The 21,258-nt window shown below is 46.6% G+C and carries 7 protein-coding genes; 1 reads left to right on the forward strand and 6 read right to left on the reverse strand.

Annotated elements, in window-relative coordinates; translation table 11 throughout:
• Window positions 1-2 precede the first annotated feature (2 nt).
• From J2T19_RS24395 to J2T19_RS24420, 6 genes are all read right to left on the reverse strand, one after another.
• The gene (locus tag J2T19_RS24395) at window positions 3-7,877 is read right to left on the reverse strand and encodes a non-ribosomal peptide synthetase (protein ID WP_307220497.1); all 7,875 of its coding nucleotides are present in this window, start codon (window positions 7,875-7,877) and stop codon (window positions 3-5) included.
• On the reverse strand, window positions 7,870-13,629 hold the full coding sequence (locus J2T19_RS24400) for a non-ribosomal peptide synthetase (RefSeq protein ID WP_307220631.1): 5,760 nt from the start codon (window positions 13,627-13,629) through the stop codon (window positions 7,870-7,872). The genes J2T19_RS24395 and J2T19_RS24400 overlap by 8 nt, the downstream gene beginning before the upstream one ends.
• 109 nt (window positions 13,630-13,738) lie before the next feature.
• Complete coding sequence (gene kamA, locus J2T19_RS24405) at window positions 13,739-15,142, reverse strand: lysine 2,3-aminomutase (protein ID WP_307220633.1); 1,404 nt, start codon at window positions 15,140-15,142, stop codon at window positions 13,739-13,741.
• Window positions 15,143-15,534: 392 nt separating this feature from the next.
• A complete protein-coding gene (locus J2T19_RS24410) occupies window positions 15,535-16,818 on the reverse strand; it encodes an MFS transporter (RefSeq protein ID WP_307220500.1) in 1,284 nt (427 codons plus the stop codon).
• Entirely contained in the window at window positions 16,815-17,294 is a 480-nt protein-coding gene (locus J2T19_RS24415; RefSeq protein ID WP_307220503.1) for an ArsR/SmtB family transcription factor, read from the reverse strand. The genes J2T19_RS24410 and J2T19_RS24415 overlap by 4 nt, the downstream gene beginning before the upstream one ends.
• Window positions 17,295-17,609: 315 nt before the next feature.
• A complete protein-coding gene (locus J2T19_RS24420; protein WP_307220506.1) occupies window positions 17,610-19,922 on the reverse strand; it encodes a glycoside hydrolase family 88/105 protein in 2,313 nt (770 codons plus the stop codon).
• Between the two features lie 497 nt (window positions 19,923-20,419).
• Between J2T19_RS24420 and J2T19_RS24425 the strand changes: the two genes are divergently transcribed.
• Window positions 20,420-21,247, forward strand: a complete 828-nt coding sequence (locus tag J2T19_RS24425) for a methyl-accepting chemotaxis protein (protein WP_307220509.1) — start codon at window positions 20,420-20,422, stop codon at window positions 21,245-21,247.
• The last annotated feature ends 11 nt before the right edge of the window (window positions 21,248-21,258 follow it).

Genomic DNA, 21,258 nt, shown 5'->3' on the forward strand with positions numbered 1-21,258 from the left:
GGTCAGTACTCCTCCTCTAGTTCGTTTGCAATACTTTCCAGTTCGAATTCGGATAATTGGTTATCTTGGAGCACTTGGGATAGCTTATTCACCATTCCGGTATGTTGGACAAGTGCCACTGCCTCTTGAATTACTTCATTAAAATAATCTGCTGCTCTTTCCACGCTACTCTGTGAAAATTGACGGCTGCTATACATCCATTTCAAATGAAGTTCCCCACCTGAAATCCAGCACACTACATCAATCAGATGACCTCGTTCATTATCTGAACCCCAGTCAAGGCTCGTATATTCTTCCGTTTCCTCGAATCCGGAATATTTGCCGGACGCCTGATATTGACCCAGATAATTGAAGCTCGCTATAGGTGCTACAGCATTCTGCGTTAACACCGGATGGCGCTTCAAGTAGCGCAAAATGCCATAATCCATGCCTTTGTTCGGAATACGGAGAAGCTGCTCCTGAACATGCTTGATCAGTCCGTCTACTTGATGAACACCACTGAGATTCACGTACACAGGATACATACTGGTAAACCATCCAATCGTGCGGTTCAGGTTCAGATCCTCGGCGATCTCTTCACGGCCATGCCCTTCAAGATGAACCCATACCTGGTCGCTTGCACTCCAATTCGCTAACGTGCTGGCAAAAGCAGCAAATAAAACCTCATTAACCTGAACATGCAACTGCCGAGTAACTTCCTCTCGCAATACAGTAGTTGGCTCCATCTTCAACGTTCTGAGAACAACTGCTGCATCTGCTACCTGATTGCTACCTTGTGCATCGTCTAATTTAAGTTGGAATTCATGTCGTTTAACCTGCTCACTGACATGTGTCCAATACTGCTCAACATGTTCGGGAATGTTATGGCTTGCATAGTCAGCCAGTCGCTCTGACCATTTCAGGTACGACGTCGTTTTTAATGGAAGACGTACTTTCTGCTGAGATGCCAGCTTCGTGTAGATATTCTCCAGATCCTCCATCAAAATTCTCCACGATACACTGTCCACGACCAGATGGTGAATGACGATTGCCAGTAGATCTGACCGTGTGGAACCCATACGCATATAAAGGGACTGCCACAATGGACCCGCTTCAATATCCAGGCTGGACTGAATCTGATTCAATTCAGACGTTACGGTCGTTTGAATATCCTCATCCTGTACATGAGATAAATCCCGAATCGTAAGTTGTACCTCGGTACCCGAGTCACGGCAGGTCTGCGTCCATGCTTGTTGTTGGTCATTCAGGCTAAACGTCATACGCAATGCATCGTGATGAGATTCCAGCAGCTCTAACGTCTGGTGCAGAATATCCAGCTGCAATGGCTCTCCTACCTTGATCACCACAGACTGGTTCCAGTGATTCGGACTCGCATGTTGTTGCGCAAAAAACCATTCCTGGATCGGAGTTAACGGCGCTGTACCCGTAACCGATCCCTGATCTTCATTTAAGCTCCGTACCTCCCCAGCTCGAACAGCAAGTTCGGCGATGGTAGGATAGAGGAAGACCTGCTGATTTTTGAGAGCAATGCCACGCTCATTCGCTTTGAAAATCATCTGGATACTGACAATAGAGTCACCGCCCAGTTCGAAGAAATTATCTTCCACACCGATCTGTGTAACTCCCAGAACCTCACTCCAGATCTCGCACAGCACTTCTTCGACAGGTGTACGAGGCGTTACATGATTCTCCTTATTGTCATTCTCTTGTGTATTCGGTTCAGGTAATGCCTTGCGGTCTACCTTTCCATTCGGTGTAAGAGGTAACTCATCCAGATGAACCCAAGCGGCTGGGATCATATACTGTGGCAGCTTCTGCTTCATATAGCTCCGAAGCTCTGACACCATCTGCTCCTGCTCACCCTGTAATGTATAATAAGCGACCAATTGTCTGCCTGTCCCCGCTGTCTCTCTTACCTGCACGATGGCAGAATTCACGGCAGGATGCCCTGCCAACACGGACTCAACCTCGCCGAGTTCAATTCGGAAGCCACGAAGCTTCACCTGGTGATCTGCTCGTCCGACAAATTCCAATGTGGCATCTGTTCGATAACGAACCAGATCTCCCGTTCGATACAGACGCTCTCCAGCCTTGAACGGATGTGGAATAAATGCCTCTGCTGTTAGCTCTTCGCGGTTGAGGTAACCGAAGGCCAGTCCTACACCACCGATATACAATTCACCCGGTACACCCACCGGTACCAGATTACGCTGGCGATCCAGCACGTATAACTCGGTATTAGGCAGAACACTTCCGATGGATGGAGCCACATTCAACGTATCTGCCTTCTTCGGGGCTACCGTTCCTGCTGTACAGAGAATGGTATATTCTGTTGGGCCATAATGGTTCGTATATTCAAAAGGCAGACCGGCTGGCGGTTGAACCTGAAGCCGATCTCCACCAGTCATCATCGTGCGCAGTGATCCATGAGAGGGCCAGCGTTGATCCAAGAGCTGTTCTGCAATAATAGGAGACAAGAAGCAACGGGTAATACCTTCAGCATTAATCCGTTCCCGAATCGCCTCTGCATCTGCAACGATATCCTGCTCCAAAATATGAATACTCGCCCCAGCGCTTAGGAATGGCCACACCTCTAGAATCGAGGCGTCGAAACCCATTCGCGCAGCTTGTACGGCGCGATCACGCGGGGTTACGTCATACCGTTCGTGATGCCAACGTGCAACATTGAGGAGACCGCGATGCTTGAGCACAACACCTTTAGGCAGACCTGTCGAGCCTGATGTGTAGATGATATAGGCTGCATCATCCGGCGTTGTCGTTATTGAGGGATTGTTGTCACTACCACTCCTGAGCCAGGTTTCCTCTTGATCAATACAGATCGTTTCTGCCGTCCATTGCAAACGATTCATCAGAACAGACTGTGTAATCAGTAGTGGAACGCGAGCATCCTGCATCATATATTCCAGTCTTCCTTCGGGATAACTCGGATCGAGTGGAACGTAACATCCTCCGGATTTGAATACAGCAACCATCGCAGTCAGCCATTCAGGAGAACGATCAATATAGACACCTACATTGGTACCAGGAACAACGCCTCGTCTACGAAGCTCATGAGCCAGTTGATTCGCTTTACGGTTCATCTCTCCATAACTTAACTGCTCATTCAAGTAAGCTACTGCCAGTTGATCAGGTGCACTCGCCGCATGCATCTCGAATAGTTCATGTACACATTGCTCAAGGGAATACTCCCGCTCAGTTTGATTCCATTCCACTAACAGAAGATTCTCTTCTTCCTTGGATAACAGAGGTAGCTGGCTAATAACCTGTTCCGGCGCACTTGAGATACCTTCCAGTAAAATGTGTAGATGCCCTACCATCCGCTGGATGCTCTGCTGATCAAACAATCCTGTATTGTAGATCAATTCTCCCGATATACCTTCGCCGCTTTCCTCCATAATCAAAGACAGGTCGAATAATGCAGTTGTGCTTGCCTGCTCTACTGAAGTTACCTTCATGTTCGGAAGTCGGATATCATCTCCAGGGGCATTCTGTAATGCAAAAAATACTTGGAACAGCGGAGTGTAGCTCGGTTCCCGATCAGGCTGGAGTTCGCTTACGAGCTTCTCAAACGGCACATCTTGATGCATGTAGGCACCCAGTGCCATTTCCTTCACCTGGGACAATAACTCTCGAAAACGTAAATCATCCGACAGGTGTGCACGCATCACGAGTGTATTCGCAAAGAAACCGATCAGCCCCTCCGTTGCCTCTTGGTTCCGATTCGCAATCGGTGTACCCACCGTAATATCCTCTTGCTGGCTATAACGGTATAAGAGTACATTCCACGCAGACAGCAACAACATGTATAACGTGACTCCTTCACGGCGACTTAGCTGCTGCAAGGATTGAAGTAGAGAAGGTGCTAGCGTGAAACGCTCCGCCGCCCCCTCAAATGTCTGTACAGCAGGACGTGGGTAATCCGTCGGCAACTGTAGTACAGATACCCCCTGTAATTGCTGCCTCCAGTACTGCATCTGTTGTTCCAATACTCCATCCGCAATCCACTTTCGTTGCCACACTGCGAAGTCAGCATATTGAATAGGTAGCTCTGGCAGCACCCGTTCTACTGCATTGCCCGACCCACCAGATACATCCGAACCATTCAAAGCCGAATATAATTCTCCCAATTCCCGGGCAAAAATACTCATAGACCAGCCATCCGATATAATATGGTGCATCGTCACACTAAACAGATATTCTTGCGGTGCAATCTGTATTAACAATGCGCCCAGCAGCGGGCCTTCCTGCAGTGAAAAGGCTTGATCGCGATCTTCATCAATCCTGTGAAGTGCCTGTTCAAGCGGGTTAGAATGATCCTGCCAATCCAGATAAGTAAACACAGAAGGTAATGTCGGTAAAATGTGCTGCATCGGATCTCCGTTTGATCCAGATAAAAAACAGGTACGGAGCGATTCATGCCGCTGTATCAATTTCGCTAAGCTATTCTCAAGCAGATCTGGTCGCAACTGACCATGAATCCGCCAAAGGGAAGGGATATGATAACTACGATTGCCTGGATACATCTGTTCAAAGAACCACATTCGTTGCTGTGCATAGGACAATGGCAACTCCCGCTCCCGAGAAACCCTAACAATCTCTTCAGGAACAATTCGTTCTTCCTGAATTTCCTGAATCTCACGAATGGATTTCGCCATCTGAGAGAGCATCGGACGTTGGAAGACTTGGGCAAGTGGATACTCAATGCCAAACAACTTCTTCACCCGAGATACGATCTGTGTGGCTAAGAGGGAATGACCCCCAAGCTCGAAGAAATGATCATGCGCACCAATTCGCTGTAACCCCAGCACGTCTGACCAGATTCCTGCCAGTATCTCTTCCACCGGATGACGCGGAGCCACATAGTCCTGTGCACTATACAGCTCACTCGGCGTTGGTTCAGGCAGAGCTTTCCGATCCACCTTGCCGTTTGGTGTTACAGGGAACTGATCCATTACCACCCATGCCGCAGGCAACATGAATTGTGGCAGCTTCGGCTTCATGTATTCACGTAGCTCGTTGACGAGTACGGCATTGGTTTTCCCACGAGAGGCCTCCGGCTGGGTTGCAATATAAGCGACCAGTTGCTTCCCTGTCTCGCCAATTTCCCGTGCCTGCACAATGACGCTATGCACTGCTGGGTGACCCACTAACACCGATTCGATCTCACCTAATTCGATGCGGAATCCTCGGATTTTTACCTGATGATCCGCACGACCGATGTAACTTAAGGTGGCATCCGCGTTGTATTTCACCAAGTCACCCGTTCGATACAAACGCTCCCCTGCCCGAAACGGATGTGCCACAAACTTCTCGGCATTCAGCTCCTCCCGGTTCAAGTACCCGATAGCGACCCCAACACCGCCAATGTACAACTCTCCTGGTACCCCGCGAGGTACTGGGTTTTGGTGGGTGTCCAATACGTACAATTGCGTATTCGGAAGTGCTCCACCAATCGATGGAGGGCTAAAGCTACCATCCTCCGCCTCTACCGTAGACACGGTGCTGAGAATCGTACACTCCGTCGGTCCATAGATATTCACGTAATCGAAGGTGAGATGCGCTGGTGGGCGCATTTGCAGTCGTTCACCCCCTGCGAGCAGTGCTCGCAATGCCGCATCCTGCGGCCAGGTGAGTGGCAGCAGTTGCTCTGCCACCACAGGAGGCAAGAAGCAGCTTAGTGTGATCTGCTGATCCAGCAGCCAGCGTTGCAATTCCTCGGGATTCAGCACGATCTCTTGCTCCATCAGATGCACACTGCCTCCGGAGCAGAGCAGCGGCCAGGTTTCCAGCAAGGAAGCATCAAAGCCCATCCGCGCGATCTGAGCGCCGCGGTCTGCTGGGCTTGTTCCAAACCGACCTTGGTGCCACAAAACAACATTCAGCAAGCCTTGATGACGAAGGATTGCACCCTTAGGCTGTCCTGTAGAACCCGACGTATAGATTACATAGGCTGGATCTTGCGCGGTTGCCCATGGCTCTGGATTAGCCCTGTTCTCACTAATTTCACTGTTCTCGCCGTTATCGAAAGCCCACCAATCCGATTCCTGGTCCAAACAGAGCACCTCTACCGCTGGCTCTACGGTTAGCCGGGTCAGCACTTGCGAATGGGTCACCAACAGCGGGACGTTTGCATCCGCCATCATATAAGCCAGTCGTTCCTCAGGATAGGTCGGGTCGAGCGGTACATAGCAGGCTCCTGATTTGAACACGCCAAGCATGCCAACCAACCAGTCAACGGAACGCTCCATGCAGACTCCCACATAACTCCCAGGACGTGCACCCCGATTACGGAGAGTGTGCGCCAAGACATTCGCCCGTTCATTCAGCTCACCATACGTAATCTGCCGATCCTTATCCGTTGCAGCGAGTGCTTCAGGCGCTTGCTCTTCCACCAGCTGGTGCACAAGACAGCTCCAATTATAGGCTCGATCCGTCTCATTCCAATCGATCAGTAGCTGCTGGCGTTCTGGGGCAGACAATAGCTCAAACTGATCCAACGTCTGCTCTGGATTAACCATAGCCTGTTCCAGAAGTCGCTGGAAATGACCTACCATGCGAGCCACCGTTTCCTCATGAAACAGGTCGGTATTATATTCGAATAAGCCACGAAGTCCGTCGTGATTCTGCTCCATTGTCAGTGACAGATCGAACAAAGACGTTCTCCAATTCACCTCAATTGCACTCACCTCAAGCGTGTCCAACTGTAGAGTGACATCATCGTTCTCTTCCATCGTGAACAACACTTGAAACAGTGGCGACACACCCGGATCTCGATCGGGATGAAGCTCCTCGACCAGCTTCTCGAACGGTAAATCCTGATTTTTGTAAGCTAACATCGCCTCGTTCTTCACTTGCTGCACCACTTCAGCAAAACTTGTGTTTCCCTGAAGCGGCGTTCGCAGCACGAGTGTATTCACAAACGATCCAATGAGAGGTGTGACTTCCTGTCGTACCCGATTGGCAATAGGTGTACCCACAGCAATGTCTTCCTGCTGGCTGTAACGGTACATTAGAGTTTTGAACGCAGATAGAAAAATCATGTAAAGTGTCACTTTGTGCTCACGACTGTAGTGGTGGAGAGACCTCTCCAGTGTAGACGACAGGCTAAACCTAGCGTGATCTCCCCGATATGTCTGCACAGAAGGGCGAGGGAAGTCAGTTGGCAGTTGTAGCATCTGCACACCGTCCAACCGCTCCTTCCAGAACTTCATCTGTTCACTTGCCTGCTCACTCTGTAGCCAGTCTCGTTGCCAGACCACATAATCACTGTATTTGATATCGAGCGGTGCAAGTATATATGAACTTCCCTTTGCTATCGCGGAGTACAGCGTTGTTAACTCCTCGGACAGCAGACGGATCGACCAACCATCAGATATGATGTGATGCATATTGATGAGTAGTACATGATCATTCTCGCCAACCGGGAGAACAGCAGCCCTGAACAACGGACCTTGTCCCAGATCGAAGACACGATTCTTCTCCTGCTCCACACGCTCCATGATAGCCCGTTCAATCTCTTGTTCCTTATCTAGAGGTAACCGTTCCAGCTTGAACTGCAACTGAGGCTGAATCGATTGAACGACTTGACCATTCATATTGTGAAACGTAGCGCGGAGCGAATCATGGCGATCCACGATCACCTGAAAACACTGCTCAAGCACCCGCCAATCCAATGAACCACGAATACGCCAGTTTAATGAAATGTTATAACCGACATTCACAGGGTCGAATTGATGTATGAACCAGATTCGCTGCTGTGTATATGAAAGTGGGAAGTACTTCTTCTCCCCTTTCTTTTGCAAAAGCGCTTTGAGTAGCTCTCTCTTTTGTTCCATTGAGGTTTCAATTTTATCCAAGATGCTGATCCTCCTCTAATAGAGCTGCGAGTAATTCCTCGACTTCCTTCTCGGTTAATGCATCCACAACGATATCCGCAGTTTCCTCGCGTTGAATTGCTGTGAGCGGTGTTGACGTCAATTGCCAGTTAGGGTGCGTTTCCTCGATATATGTTGCCAGTTCATGGACGGTAGGATGGTCAAAAATATCACCCAGCGGAATCGAGATATGGCAAGCCTGCTCTACCTGGAACAGGAATTGTGTAAGCTTCAACGAATGTCCGCCGATCTCAAAAAAGTGATCATGGATTCCCACTTGTTCCAGTGACAGCACATTAGCACATATCTGGGATAGCGCTGCCTCCAAATCTGTGGATGGTTCAACATAATCATTCGAAGGCGTAACATGAGAGTCATCAGGTTCCGGCAATGCTTTACGATTAATTTTGCCACTTGGCGAGAGCGGCATAGACTCCAGCTCGACCCAAAGTGTCGGGATCATATAGTAAGGTAGTGATTGGCGTGCGAACTCTCTTAGCTCAGACACCGTAACCTGCAATCCACTTTTGACTACAAAATAACCTACGAGCTGTTTGTCCCCAGGCACCGCTTCGTTCACAGTAACCACCATGGAATCTACGGCAGCATGCTGGTGCATGTACTGCTCGATCTCATGTAGCTCGATACGGAAGCCCCTAACTTTCACCTGATAATCGGCTCTTCCCAAATACTCCAGATGTCCGTCTGCACGATATTTGGCTAGATCACCCGTCTTGTAGACACGTTCTCCCGATTTATAGGGATGCGCTATAAACTTCTCGGATGTGAGCTGTTCCAAGTTGTGATACCCTCGTGCCAGCCCTTTTCCTCCGATATGCAGCTCCCCGGCTACTCCGATCGGAACCGGATTCAAATACGGATCAAGAACATACAGTTCTGTATTATCAATCGGCCGACCCAAATCTACGGTATCCGCATGTGTCAGATCACGAGCAAGCGACCAGACTGTGGTTTCTGTAGGGCCATACAGGTTGAAAATTTTGCCTTGGAATCGGTTTTGTAATTGTTGTAGCAGAGCCATCGGTAGTGCTTCCCCGCCTAGCATAATTCCGGTCATTCCACTTAACCGTTGTTCCATCTGCTCATCCACCCATATTTGTTGCAGACGTGAAGGCGTAAGCTGCATCCAATCTGGTAACGTACGAGCTAGAAACTGGTTCAGCGCATGAACATCCGTTTGCTCTCTACCTGAAGCTAGAGCTACTTCCATTCCAGCAATAAGGGGCACGAGTGCCTCTAAAGCAAATATGTCAAATGATACGGTCGTTAGCGCAGCAATGCGATGTCCAGCCTTGAAATCAAGCAGTCGAATCATGCTATGTGCAAAGTTAGCAAGTGCTCCATGGGTGATTTCCACACCCTTAGGTCTGCCTGTCGAACCCGAGGTATACATGATATAAGCCAAATCCTGCAGGTTCGTGAATGAAAGACGTTCCTCATCCTTTTGATTCGTTTCCATAGGCGGCACTGACATAACATGACCTGTGTAATCTTGTGGAAGCTGCATCGAACCATCACATAAAACAAGACTGGCTCCACTGTCGCTTAACATATAGCTAATCCGATCTGCCGGGAGGGCAGGATCAATAGGAACATAAGCACAGCCTGATTTCATAATGCCAAGTATGCCAACCATCATCTCCATGGAACGTTCCATGTACAGAGCGACACAGTCACCTGACTGCACACGCCCAAGCAAATGAAGCGCTAGCTGATTACTCCAGCTCTCTAATTGCTGATAGGATATACTGTCCTCTTCAAAGGTAAGCGCCGTTTGAGCTGGCGTCTGCATCGCCTGCAAACTAACCAGTTCAGGCAAGGCAACTTTCCCTGGGAAGCTCCGTTCCGTCTGATTCCAATCGTGAATCATAAGCTGATGCTCTGCCTCTGACTGAATCGAAATATCTTTTAATTGAAGCTGAGGTTGTGCAACAACTGCCTCCAGCAGTGTTAGGAAATGATCCTTCATTCTTACAATGGTTGCTTCATGGAACAGATCCGTATCGTACACCCATTCTCCCGTTAATCCGTGCTCGGTTTCCTTAAACGTGAGAGATAGATCAAATTGAGGAATGCCAAAATCCATCTCGTATAATTCCATATTGAGATTAGGCATAATCACCTTTTCGTCCGGCGTGTTATGTAGTGCAAAAAACACTTGAAAGAGCGGTGAGGTTTCTCTCTTCCGTTCCGGTTGCAGCTTCTCAACTAATTGCTCGAATGGATACTCCTGATGGGCATAAGCCTCAATGGATATCTTCTTCACCTGTGCTAACAGATCCAAGAATGACTGCTCTGGCGAGACATGTGTGCGGAGAACGAGTGTATTCACAAAAAGTCCGATGAGATCTTCAGTCTCAGGCCAATTTCGATTCGTAATAGGAGAACCGACCGCTATATCCTCCTGATAGGTGTAGCGATACAACAGCATATTGAAAGCAGATAACAGCGTCATATACAATGTCGTTTCTGCCGTTTCACATACACGCTTCAAATCGTTGTTTAATGAATGACTTATATGAAACGCAAGTGTTTTTCCACTTCTCTTATTCTGTTGCTTCGCCTTATTCCTATCTGTAGGCAAAGATAGGGGTGTCAGATCTGCTAATTGCTTCACCCAATATTCCTCATGTCTACGAAGAACATCCCCACTTAACCATTGCCGCTGAATCTGGGCATAGTCTTCATACTGCACCTCTAACGGTTCAAGCGACGTAGGACGGTTGAGCAAGTAATCTCCGTACAGCAAACCTAGCTCCCTAACAAACAACTGAACAGACCATTCATCGGATACAATATGATGCATATTGAGAAACAGCAGATAATCCTCTTCCCCCAGTCGGAACAAACGCAAACGAATTAATTGTCCTAAGGTCAAATCGAAAGGACGCTTTACCTCCTGCTCAATCCAATGCACGGCTTCGCTATGAGTAACCATTTTATCTTCATACGTAAGTATTGAATTGTCAGCAGAGATAGGTACAGTTGCATAACCAGGTTCTCCGCCGATATTCGGATACTTACTCTGAAGGATATGATGCCGTGATAAGATCTGATGGATTGCTCTTTCCAGTGCATCAAGATCCAGCGAACCCTTTACATCCCATACATAGGGCATATGATCACTGTAGGAATCCTGATGGAGCTGATGTGTGAACCAGAAGCGCTTTTGGGCAAAAGAAGGCTCTGGCTTCGCTAGATTAGATTGGGGTAGCAGCGCTGGTCGCAACTCGGATTCATTACTAGTCAGTAGTCTGCTATCAATAAGCTCCGATAAGCCCGCAATGGTTGGTCGCTCAAAGAACTCTGCAATCGTCATATCAATAGGATAGGACTGTCGAATGCGAGCAATAATTCTTGTAGCTAATAGAGAGTGCCCTCCAAGCATGAAGAACGAATCATGTAGCCCAATCTCACTCAGTCCAAGGACATCAGACCATATGGCAAACACCCGTTGCTCCGTAGGCCGATATTCCGAGAGGTTTAGCTTCAAGGAATCCTCATGTTTTCTCTCAGGCAATGGCAGTGATTTTCGATCCAGCTTGCCATTAGGCAACAATGGGATACGGTCTAACTCAATCCAGAAGGAAGGCATCATATACTCAGGTAAGCGATCTTTCAAAAAAGCATATAGTTCCTCTGTACTCACTGCACCAGTATGGGGCATTCTGGGAACATAGTAGAGCACAATCCTTTTGTCATCTGGCGAAAATTCGTGAACCATCGCTACATTATTCCTCAATAAAGGATGCTGAGATAATAAAGCTTCGATCTCACCCAGCTCGATGCGGAATCCCCGAATTTTGACCTGATTATCGATACGACCTACGATCTCTAGACAGCCATCAGGATGATAACGTACGAGATCACCGGTCTTGTACATACGAGACCCCGGTTCAAAAGGGTTGTCCAGAAACACAGAACGATTCAGATCAGGTTGTTGCAAGTAACCATACGCCACGCCCTCTCCGCCGATGTAAAGCTCCCCAGCAAACCCAGGTGGCATGAGTTGCTGACGCTCATCAAGCACATACATCCGAGCGTTAGGAATAGCGTATCCTGCTGGAATGCGGCCATATTCCTCTTTCATCTGGCTCATGTCAAACAATGTGGTCGTAACTGTTGCCTCTGTGGGGCCATACGTATTGATCAATCGGATCTGATCTCCGGCTAGCTGAAGCCACTTTTCGTAAATGAGCATAGAAGGTTGTTCGGCATTAAGCAGCACCATGCGCAGGTTATCAGGCAAAGGAAATCCGAATTCTCCGCAGTCCTCAACCCAACTATGCCAGAACGCAGTAGGTAAGCTTAATACGCTGATGTGCTGTTCGATGATATATGTTGTAAAAGCTGAATCCGGATATCGATATGAATCAGGGACAAATACAACCGTTGCACCACTCAGCCAGAACGGAAAGATCTCTTCAATCGTGGCATCAAAACTAATCGGTGCAAACTGCAAAACTCGATCCGCTGATGATATGCCCAAGGCATGAATGATGGAGTACAGATAACCTGTCAATGAACGGTGACGAATCGCCACTCCCTTAGGAAATCCCGTTGATCCCGACGTGAAAATAACATAAGCAAGCAGATCAGCGTGTGCCCTCTGTTGGTAAGTTATAGATTGAGAAGCAATGATATCCTGTTCCGTCCGTAATTGAATCTTGGTTACGTCACTTCCCAGTTCGAGGTCTGTCTCATCTATAATCAAAAATCCTAGCTCAGCTTGCCCTGCCATATATTCCAGCCGACTTACAGGGTAACTGATATCAAGTGGTACATACGCTCCACCGCATTTCAGAACAGCCAGCTTGGCTACAGCCATATGTACGGATCGACTCATATATATGCCAACATGATCACCAGGAACCACACCCCTGGTCTCCAAATAATTCGCGAGCCGGTTAGATGCCTCTGCAAGCTCACGATAGGTTAAGCGGGCATCAAGTGATTCCACCGCTATGGCATCCGGCGTACTCTGGGCTTGAAGGTCGAAAAGCTCATGCACGCACTGCTCCTGAGGAAACTCAAGATGCGGCGCACACCACTCCGATAATAGCTGTTCTTTCTCGTATGAGGTCAGAAAAGATACCGTATCCACATCCAGGTCAGGCTGTTCAGCAATCTGAGCAAGCAACGATACAAGATGACCACGCATACCGCTTATCTTGTCCTCATCAACCGTGTTACCATGACTTAATAGCTGTACGTTACACGAAGACCCCGTCATACTCCATATCAGCTCAGTGGAGAACGAATCTTCAAGCGATGATAGCTTATTAGCTTGGACTTCTTGCTTCGACTCTTTTCTAACTAACCCTAGCGCATCCTCAATGTTAAAAAAAATCCGCATCGTCAAATTGTCTGAACACTTCTCCGTTGTAGCCATCCCCTCTGTCCAAGAGCCCAGACAAAGACTAGCTTGTTCAGCAATCTTTCTAAATTGATCATGAATTTGAGTTAATAGCTTCGAAAAAGGGAGCGCGGGTGTAAAAACGGTGCTTACCGAAATCATATCTTTCAAGTCGTCTCCAGAATGCGAGGTATGCTCCGTTGCTTCATCCCGCGGGAAAACGAGGGCGATATCCACCTCATCCTTACCGGAATATCGATGTAAGAGAACTTGTACAGCTGCTAGGATCATCATGCTCATAGAGGTATCCTGTGCCCGGCATATCCTCCGCAGCTCTTGTATTAATGAATGATCCACATCCAGAAAGGAGATGCTCCGTTCAGAATAAATCAACTCTATCCTCTCCCTTGACTATGATGATCCATTGCATGAATGGAGGTGCCTGTCTCATTGAAATCTACCGACATTAATCAGCAAGGATATGTTCACCTGATGGACGAAGGTCTTTGTTCATCTTCTTCTCCTTAAGTCGATCACGATTCTCCCGTTTATCCTTCAAGGTCTCAGCTCCACTGTTCCTAAAGGCTTCCCTCTTGGAATATCTCTCCAGCTCATCTGGAACGAGACTCTCCTGTTCATCCCCATGGTAAAAGTTGGAGACACCTGTCGTTCGATAGGCAACTGAATTGCCATAATAAGCATCAAAGTAGCGATCTGCTGTCCCCTCTTCATAGTTGCGAGGCTCAGGATAAGCTGTAATTACGCCTTCAAAGTTCCGTAGAATGGTTTTGCCAGGAGATTGAGAAACGATGTAATTAGGCTGAACCGGAATTTTACCACCACCGCCTGGAGCATCCACCACAAAGGTAGGTACGGAATAACCCGAAGTATGTCCTCTGAGCGATTCCATAATCTCAATTCCTTTGGAGATCGTTGTCCGAAAATGACCAATTCCCTCCGATAAGTCGCATTGATACATATAGTAAGGACGAACTCGCATCTTAACGAGGTCCAGATTTAGTTTCTTCATAATATGGCTGCTATCATTGATTCCTTTGAGTAATACCGACTGGTTGCCTAATGGAACACCTGCATCTGCTAACATCTCACAGGCTCTTCTGGCTTCATCTGTAATTTCAATAGGTGTATTAAAGTGGGTGTTTAGCCAGATAGGATGGTATTTCTTAAGCATATTGCACAGATTTTCAGTAATGCGTTGTGGAAATACAACTGGGGCTCTCGTGCCGATTCGAATAATCTCGACATGTGGAATTTTGCGTAGCTCACTGATGATGTACTCTAGAATCTTGTCATTGACCAACAATCCGTCTCCTCCTGATAGAAGCACATCGCGCACAGCTGGTGTATGACGAATATAGGCAATCGCATCTTCCATCTGTTTCTTAGGAACTCCCATGCCGATCTGACCAGAGAATCGTCTTCGCGTGCAATAACGGCAATACATCGAGCATTGATTGGTAATGAGGAACAGAACCCGGTCAGGATAACGATGGGTTAGCCCTGGAACCGGTGAATCATCATCTTCCGCAAGAGGATCTTCGAGGTCGTAACTCATCATCTTCATCTCTTGGGATATCGGAACACTCTGCTTACGAATAGGGCAATCGGGGTTGTCTGGATCCATTAACATAGCATAATAAGGCGTAATATTGAGTGGAATTGTCTGTGCGGAAATCCTAACACCTTCTTCTTCATCCGGTGTTAGACGAATAACTTTCTTAAGTTGATCCACCGTTTTGATTGTATTGGTCAGTTGCCATATCCAGTCATTCCAGTCCTTCTCTTCGACGTTCTCCCATAATTCGACTTCCTGATAGTGTCTTCTGTGCTGAGCGGTTTTATCTGGCATTTCACGTTGAGTGTACAAAAACATCTCTCCCCTTCACCATACCTAGTTATGTGATTCAGGACTACTTAGCATCGAAGACTACGACTACTCTACAGAAACATCGAAAATTCCCTTATGCATTCATAAGTGCATTCACAATTACTTTCATATGCACACCAGAGTACATCAGCGATGCACTCTATAAGATTTATTTGAAATAATATACAAATATATCTTTAAGGACTATTGTAACCATATTTTTCTATAATTGAAATAGAAAAATACAAATTTATATTATTGATTACTTAATTTTACATTTTATTTGCAATTGGCTTACCATTCGTGTTTAATCATCCCGTTTTTTCGAATCATGAAGATATTCGAATCATGAAGATAAATGATATTAGCCCCGATTAGGCATGTGCATCCTTCACAGGTTCATGATACGAGGTTGGAGTAGCGGCTGTTTCTGATAACTCCAGCTGATCAATGGACGGTAACTTCCGAAGCACACCGCTAACGAGCCAATACACACCAAAGATCACCATGGCAATGCCACCAAGTAAAATGGAATACAACGGGCTTATCGAACCAATTGCTCCACCCACCAAAGCTCCAATCGGCATACTAAACGCTGCGGCACTGGATACAACGGTAATGACTCTACCAATCATAGAAGTTTCAATCTGTCTTTGAATTGCGGAGAACATCAGTACATTGAAAATTCCAATCGTTACAAACCCTGCACCATAAAGTGCAATGGATGGAATCACTGGCAATAGGCTTGCACCGACCCACAATAACCCTGAAGATACGCCGCAGAGCACGGTAAGCTTACCAAAAGGGAATTTACCAACACGCGGTGTAATGATCGCTCCACATAACAGTCCTACAGACATTGCCGCCATATAATACCCATAGTAGGATTCACTCCCACCTTGCATCAGGGCGAATGCCGGAAGTGTGGCAAACATCGCAGCAATGAAAAAGTTAACGAAGAAGCAGGCAACGACCAGATGAGGGATAATCGATGAACCTGTGATATAACGGATTCCAGCCATAAAGTCTTGTTTGTAATTTTGCAGCCATTTATTGATCTGAGGCTGTTCATTCCCATTCATATTTTGAAAATCAAAGCGATACAGGGTATAAATTAAAGAAGTACATAAATGGCATATAGCTGTGATAAGAATCGCCTGCACGGGACCGATGACTGCAACCAGAATGCCCGCAACAGCGAGAAATACGATATTCATACTCTCCCGGAGTGTGTTCAGATAAGAGTTAGCCTGTACCAGGCGATCTTGAGGTACGATATTGGGGATGACTGTAGATTCTACGGGGTAGGTAAACTGTGAGATCATCGCTACGATGAACAATACGAGAATGCAATAAAATACGTTCAATCCAAATAATACAGCAAAGAGCGGAATCGAGAACAATAAGGCAGACTTTAGAAATTCACAGAATACGAGACTTTTTTTGTACGATACGTAATTGGCAAAAGGGGCAATCAGGAAGCCTAAACAATCCGCAGCACTGATCGCAAAATAGGCTAATCCTGAATAAAAAACATTGCCGCTGATCGCAAGGACAAGTAGCATTCCAGCCACCTCGTACACACCCGTTCCAATGCCTTTGACGAACATACCAGACAATAGAATATTAAAATTCCGATTGAACAAACGCGTACTCAAGTGATCTCCCCCTCATCATACTCTTTTGCTTCGAAACTGATCTGGTACGCGGTTCTGTCTTGCTTAGACGTGAGAGACTGCTGTGTATATTTGTAGAACAACTCTGAGATTTCGTCACTTAAAGCAGCCAATTCTGCCTCTGACAGCATGATGTAGTTATCACGCTTAGCCCGAAATTGTCGCTTCATCTGTAGTTCTGAATCATTAACTCGAAACAACGTCGCTTTGGCTCTGTAAAATTTCTCAACAATTCCTCTCGAAACCTCCGTATGTACCAGCTCCAAAATCTCATGCTTAAACAATTGCTGGATGTGATAATACGTTGTACCAGGGTCCTTATCCAATCGATCTGCCACTTGCTTGGACGTCATCGGCTGCTCGGATAACAAAATAATGATCTCAACCCGGAACGGATGTGAAATAATCTTCTGTTGCTCCAACGTGATATCCATCGGCTGTAATGTCTCGTCTGACATGGTCGTTCACCTCTATAACCTTCATAATGTGAAAATTAAATCGGCATTTAAATCGATTTATAAATCTAAATCGTGTTGGAAGCATCATATCAACCCATGGAACAATTTGTCAATTATTTTATAAAAATAGCCTGATCACTGATCTCCAATGGAGAATCCGCAACCAGGCCATGCAGAACATATAGAGCTACACTCAGCGCATAAACTGAGATAACACACATAGAAGCATAGAAATTATCACATCAACAACTACACACAAGCACCCATAGCAATAGAGTATACAAACTATTCAGATGTTATATTCACTTCAATAACCTAGGAATGCAGCGCGGTCTTCGTCTGACTTGTAGCAGATTGACCTAGATGCCCTTTCATCCGCGCTAATTCTGTACCCGCCAGCATCATAATTCCAATCCCGTGGTTGTCGTTGGTAACTGTCAGGAGATCCTTGTTGTAATACTCTGCTGTGAATGCGTATCTTGATCCACTACATACCCCATGCACATTACCTTGACGGTCAATCGCATACTTCGTTAACCCATTCCACGCCTGCTCCGCCGCCACAATATAACGTTCAGGATGACGGAACCATCCAAATCGAACGCCTCGGGAAAATCCGTAGGTAAACATAGCTGTACACGATGCCTCCAGGTACGTATCTGCATCATTCAATACCTGGTGCCATAACCCGCTTGGGTCTTGAAGTGCAGCATACCCCTCACATAGTTCATTATAAAAATCAATCAACGCTGGGCGATCCGCATGCCCTTCAGGAAGAGCCTCCAGCACCTCCGTTAACGAGAATAGTGTCCAACCATTTCCCCGCCCCCATGGCACTCGTGTCGCTTGCCCATATTTGAAGTCATATACATGGGACATGATTTTGTAATCAGACATAAATAGATACTTTCGGTATAACAAAAACTGTCTAGCCGCTTCATCCAGAGCTGCTGTATTTCCCGTCAAGCGGGCATAACGAACCAGAAACGGTGTGCTCATATACAGATCGTCCGCCCACATCGTATTCTCGGCATATTCCCCAGTGCACTCGCGGTAAAAAGCACCATCCTCCTGGCGTTCCAATCGAGATAACATAAAATCAGCAATCCGTGCAGCAATCGGTAGGGCTGTTGGTTCCTGATGCTCTGAATACGCTTCCAGCATAGCTGAGCCAAACGAACCACAATTGTCCAACATCTTGAGCATCACCAACTGTTGGTTCACTGCCGGGAATCCGTACTGCTCCCTATCCCACAACGAATATTCGTACATCCGAGTACATGTCTGCACATGTTCAACTGCATACCGCGTAATATCCGGTCGCTGTAAATGACGGCCAGCCTGTAACAAGCCATACACGGTTACACCAAGTGGATAATCCCAACGTCCATAGTTGGTCACGCTACCTACCGTCCACTTATTGCTAAGCATTGCATTCTCATAGTACGGGCGTACCCAAACATCTGGTCGATCCAACCGCCAATACGTCTTCTCCTCTGATGAAGGATAGGATGGCGATGAATCCGTTGTATCCGTAGCATATACCCGATCGAATCGATTCATATCTTGCGCCGCTGGTTCAGCTCCAGCCTTGAACGGCCCAGCATATAACCATGATTCTCCGGACACACCGTGTACTCGCTGCGGCAGTTCGAACTTTAATTCTTTTCCATTTACCGAGGCCGTTAATGTAAATTGCCACGGCGTCTCTGCATCGCTACATTCACTGCACACCAACAATTCGCTCCGTCCAAAAGAAGCATCCACTTCCTCCGTAAATGAACCTGCTTCTGCAAGCCGGATTACTTCTTCACCTTGATACCACACTTGGATCGGACTAGAGCAGGTTCCAGATAATTGAACCTTCGCTCCTGTCGCATCGTTGTTGTTCAGACGAGTTCTTGCATACACCCGGTGGCCAGGAAGATGTCCATATATACGCTCCAGAGTAGGCATGACTTGTTGGGCTTCTGACCACTCGGGGTTAGGAAACCATGTCAATCCCGTATCCTGTTCTTTTCCTATTAAATTCAGCGCAGTCTGCCTACCACCGGATGAACCCATTGTTAACGAGATATCCTGGTTAGAGAGATTGGAATATACCCAGCCTGCTTGCCCCAGTCTTTCTTCAAAAGGAGAAAGTACATTCAGAATGCGAACCTTACCCTCGTCAGATCCGAATTGACACCCAAAACCAGCAGGGGTGCAGCTCATTTGTAACAGCAACGTGTTCCAGCCTGGTTTAATATCAATTCCCAATTTCACCGTTGCGTCTGGGGTAATTTCATCTATAACTGTAGAGCGGTACACGAGTTGCTCATTAAAATAAAATCGAACGGGACCATAACACCGGATAAGCACATCCAGGTTACGGTCTTCATCCCCCCAGACCAGCGCTGCAGCGTAAACCGTCTGCCCTTTCTCTGCTTCTGGAAAGCGTTTACCTAAATTCAGATCATACAACCCTTTATCATTCTGCATAATGCCCGACTTCTGAAATAAACGATATACGAAATCAGCTTGGGCATTGGCTCCAATATATCGCTCAGCCAGCACTTTCAATACCTGATCCTGATCATCCCCGAAACGATAGTACATGCTCTGTGGTTCACTGAAATAGGTTGTCATGAAATGCCCACTTTCCTCTCCCGTGGAGTAAAATAATAAGTATGCTAAGGGAATAACACATTAAGTATAGCGCTTAACCCAAGTGGGATATCCCCTTGATTATTGATACCATAGATCGCTTTATCGTTTTGTGGTAGTTGAATATTAATCCCAGTATACCTGACATGTTTGCTCATGGCTACAGATTTTTGATTGCGCTTACAATTTCACTCCCTACAAGTGCGTGTTCAAAAAGGGCGGTTTTCAGTACCGAGAAGATGGGATGAAGATAGAAATGGAGTAGCGGAGCGTAGGCAAACCTACGTGAGCAACGGACATTTCGGCTGAATTCCATATTCGATGCTGAGATGCTGCTCGTGCATCCTTCGTAATCAAAAGCGAACTTTTTGAACAACCTCTACAAATATTTAAACAATGGTTTAAAAAAAGGAATGCGTTGCCGATATAGGTATTAGACTGGAAATTCCACTTTTTGTATTGGAAAGGAAAGATGAAATTTGAATACGCTTGAATCTTTGGTAAATGCAATGCCTTTTGTCAGTCAAATGTTTCGTGATGATGTATCGATCTCCATTAATGATCATGAGAAAGTTTTATACTTTTCCGAAGCAAAAAGTTTGGAAATTGGTGTAAAAGTCGGCGATGAGCTGCATGATGATTATAAGAATTTCAAAATGTTAGTTAATAAAGATACACGTACCGTGGCACGGATGCCTGGTGATCTACAAGGTAGACCGTTCGACGCGATTCTCATTCCCATTAAAGAAAATGATCAAGTTGTAGGTATCCTCGGTGTAAACTATGCACTGGATAATCACATTACGCTAGAGTCACTAATTACTGAAAATGAAAGCACGATTAACGCCCTCGTTGGTGGCATTCAACAAATTGCGGCACATTCAGAAGAACTGTCCGCGACATCAGAAGAAATTCTGCGTAACTCCAAGCAAGCGGTAGAGAACTCGGTCAGTGTAACCAAAGTAACCAACGTGATTCGTGAAGTATCTGAACAAACGAACCTGCTCGGCTTGAATGCTATGATTGAAGCTGCTCGCGTAGGTGATCTGGGAAGTGGCTTCGGGGTTGTTGCGAGCGAAGTGCGCAAACTGTCCGATCATACGAAACAAGCGGCGGCTGATATCGAAACCTCCCTCGGTAGTGTCCAGGACTCCATGAAACATATGGAGCAAGAGATTGGTCAGATTACAACAGCAACGGTAGATCAAGCACAGCTCGTAAGTGAGTTCATGGAAAGTATTGATAAGCTGAGCCACACCAGTGCGGATCTCAAAACATTCGTGCATAAGATGTTATCGCTCGAATAACCTCTGTTTCA

The organism is Paenibacillus tundrae (genome assembly GCF_030812775.1).
Classification (GTDB): domain Bacteria; phylum Bacillota; class Bacilli; order Paenibacillales; family Paenibacillaceae; genus Paenibacillus; species Paenibacillus tundrae_A.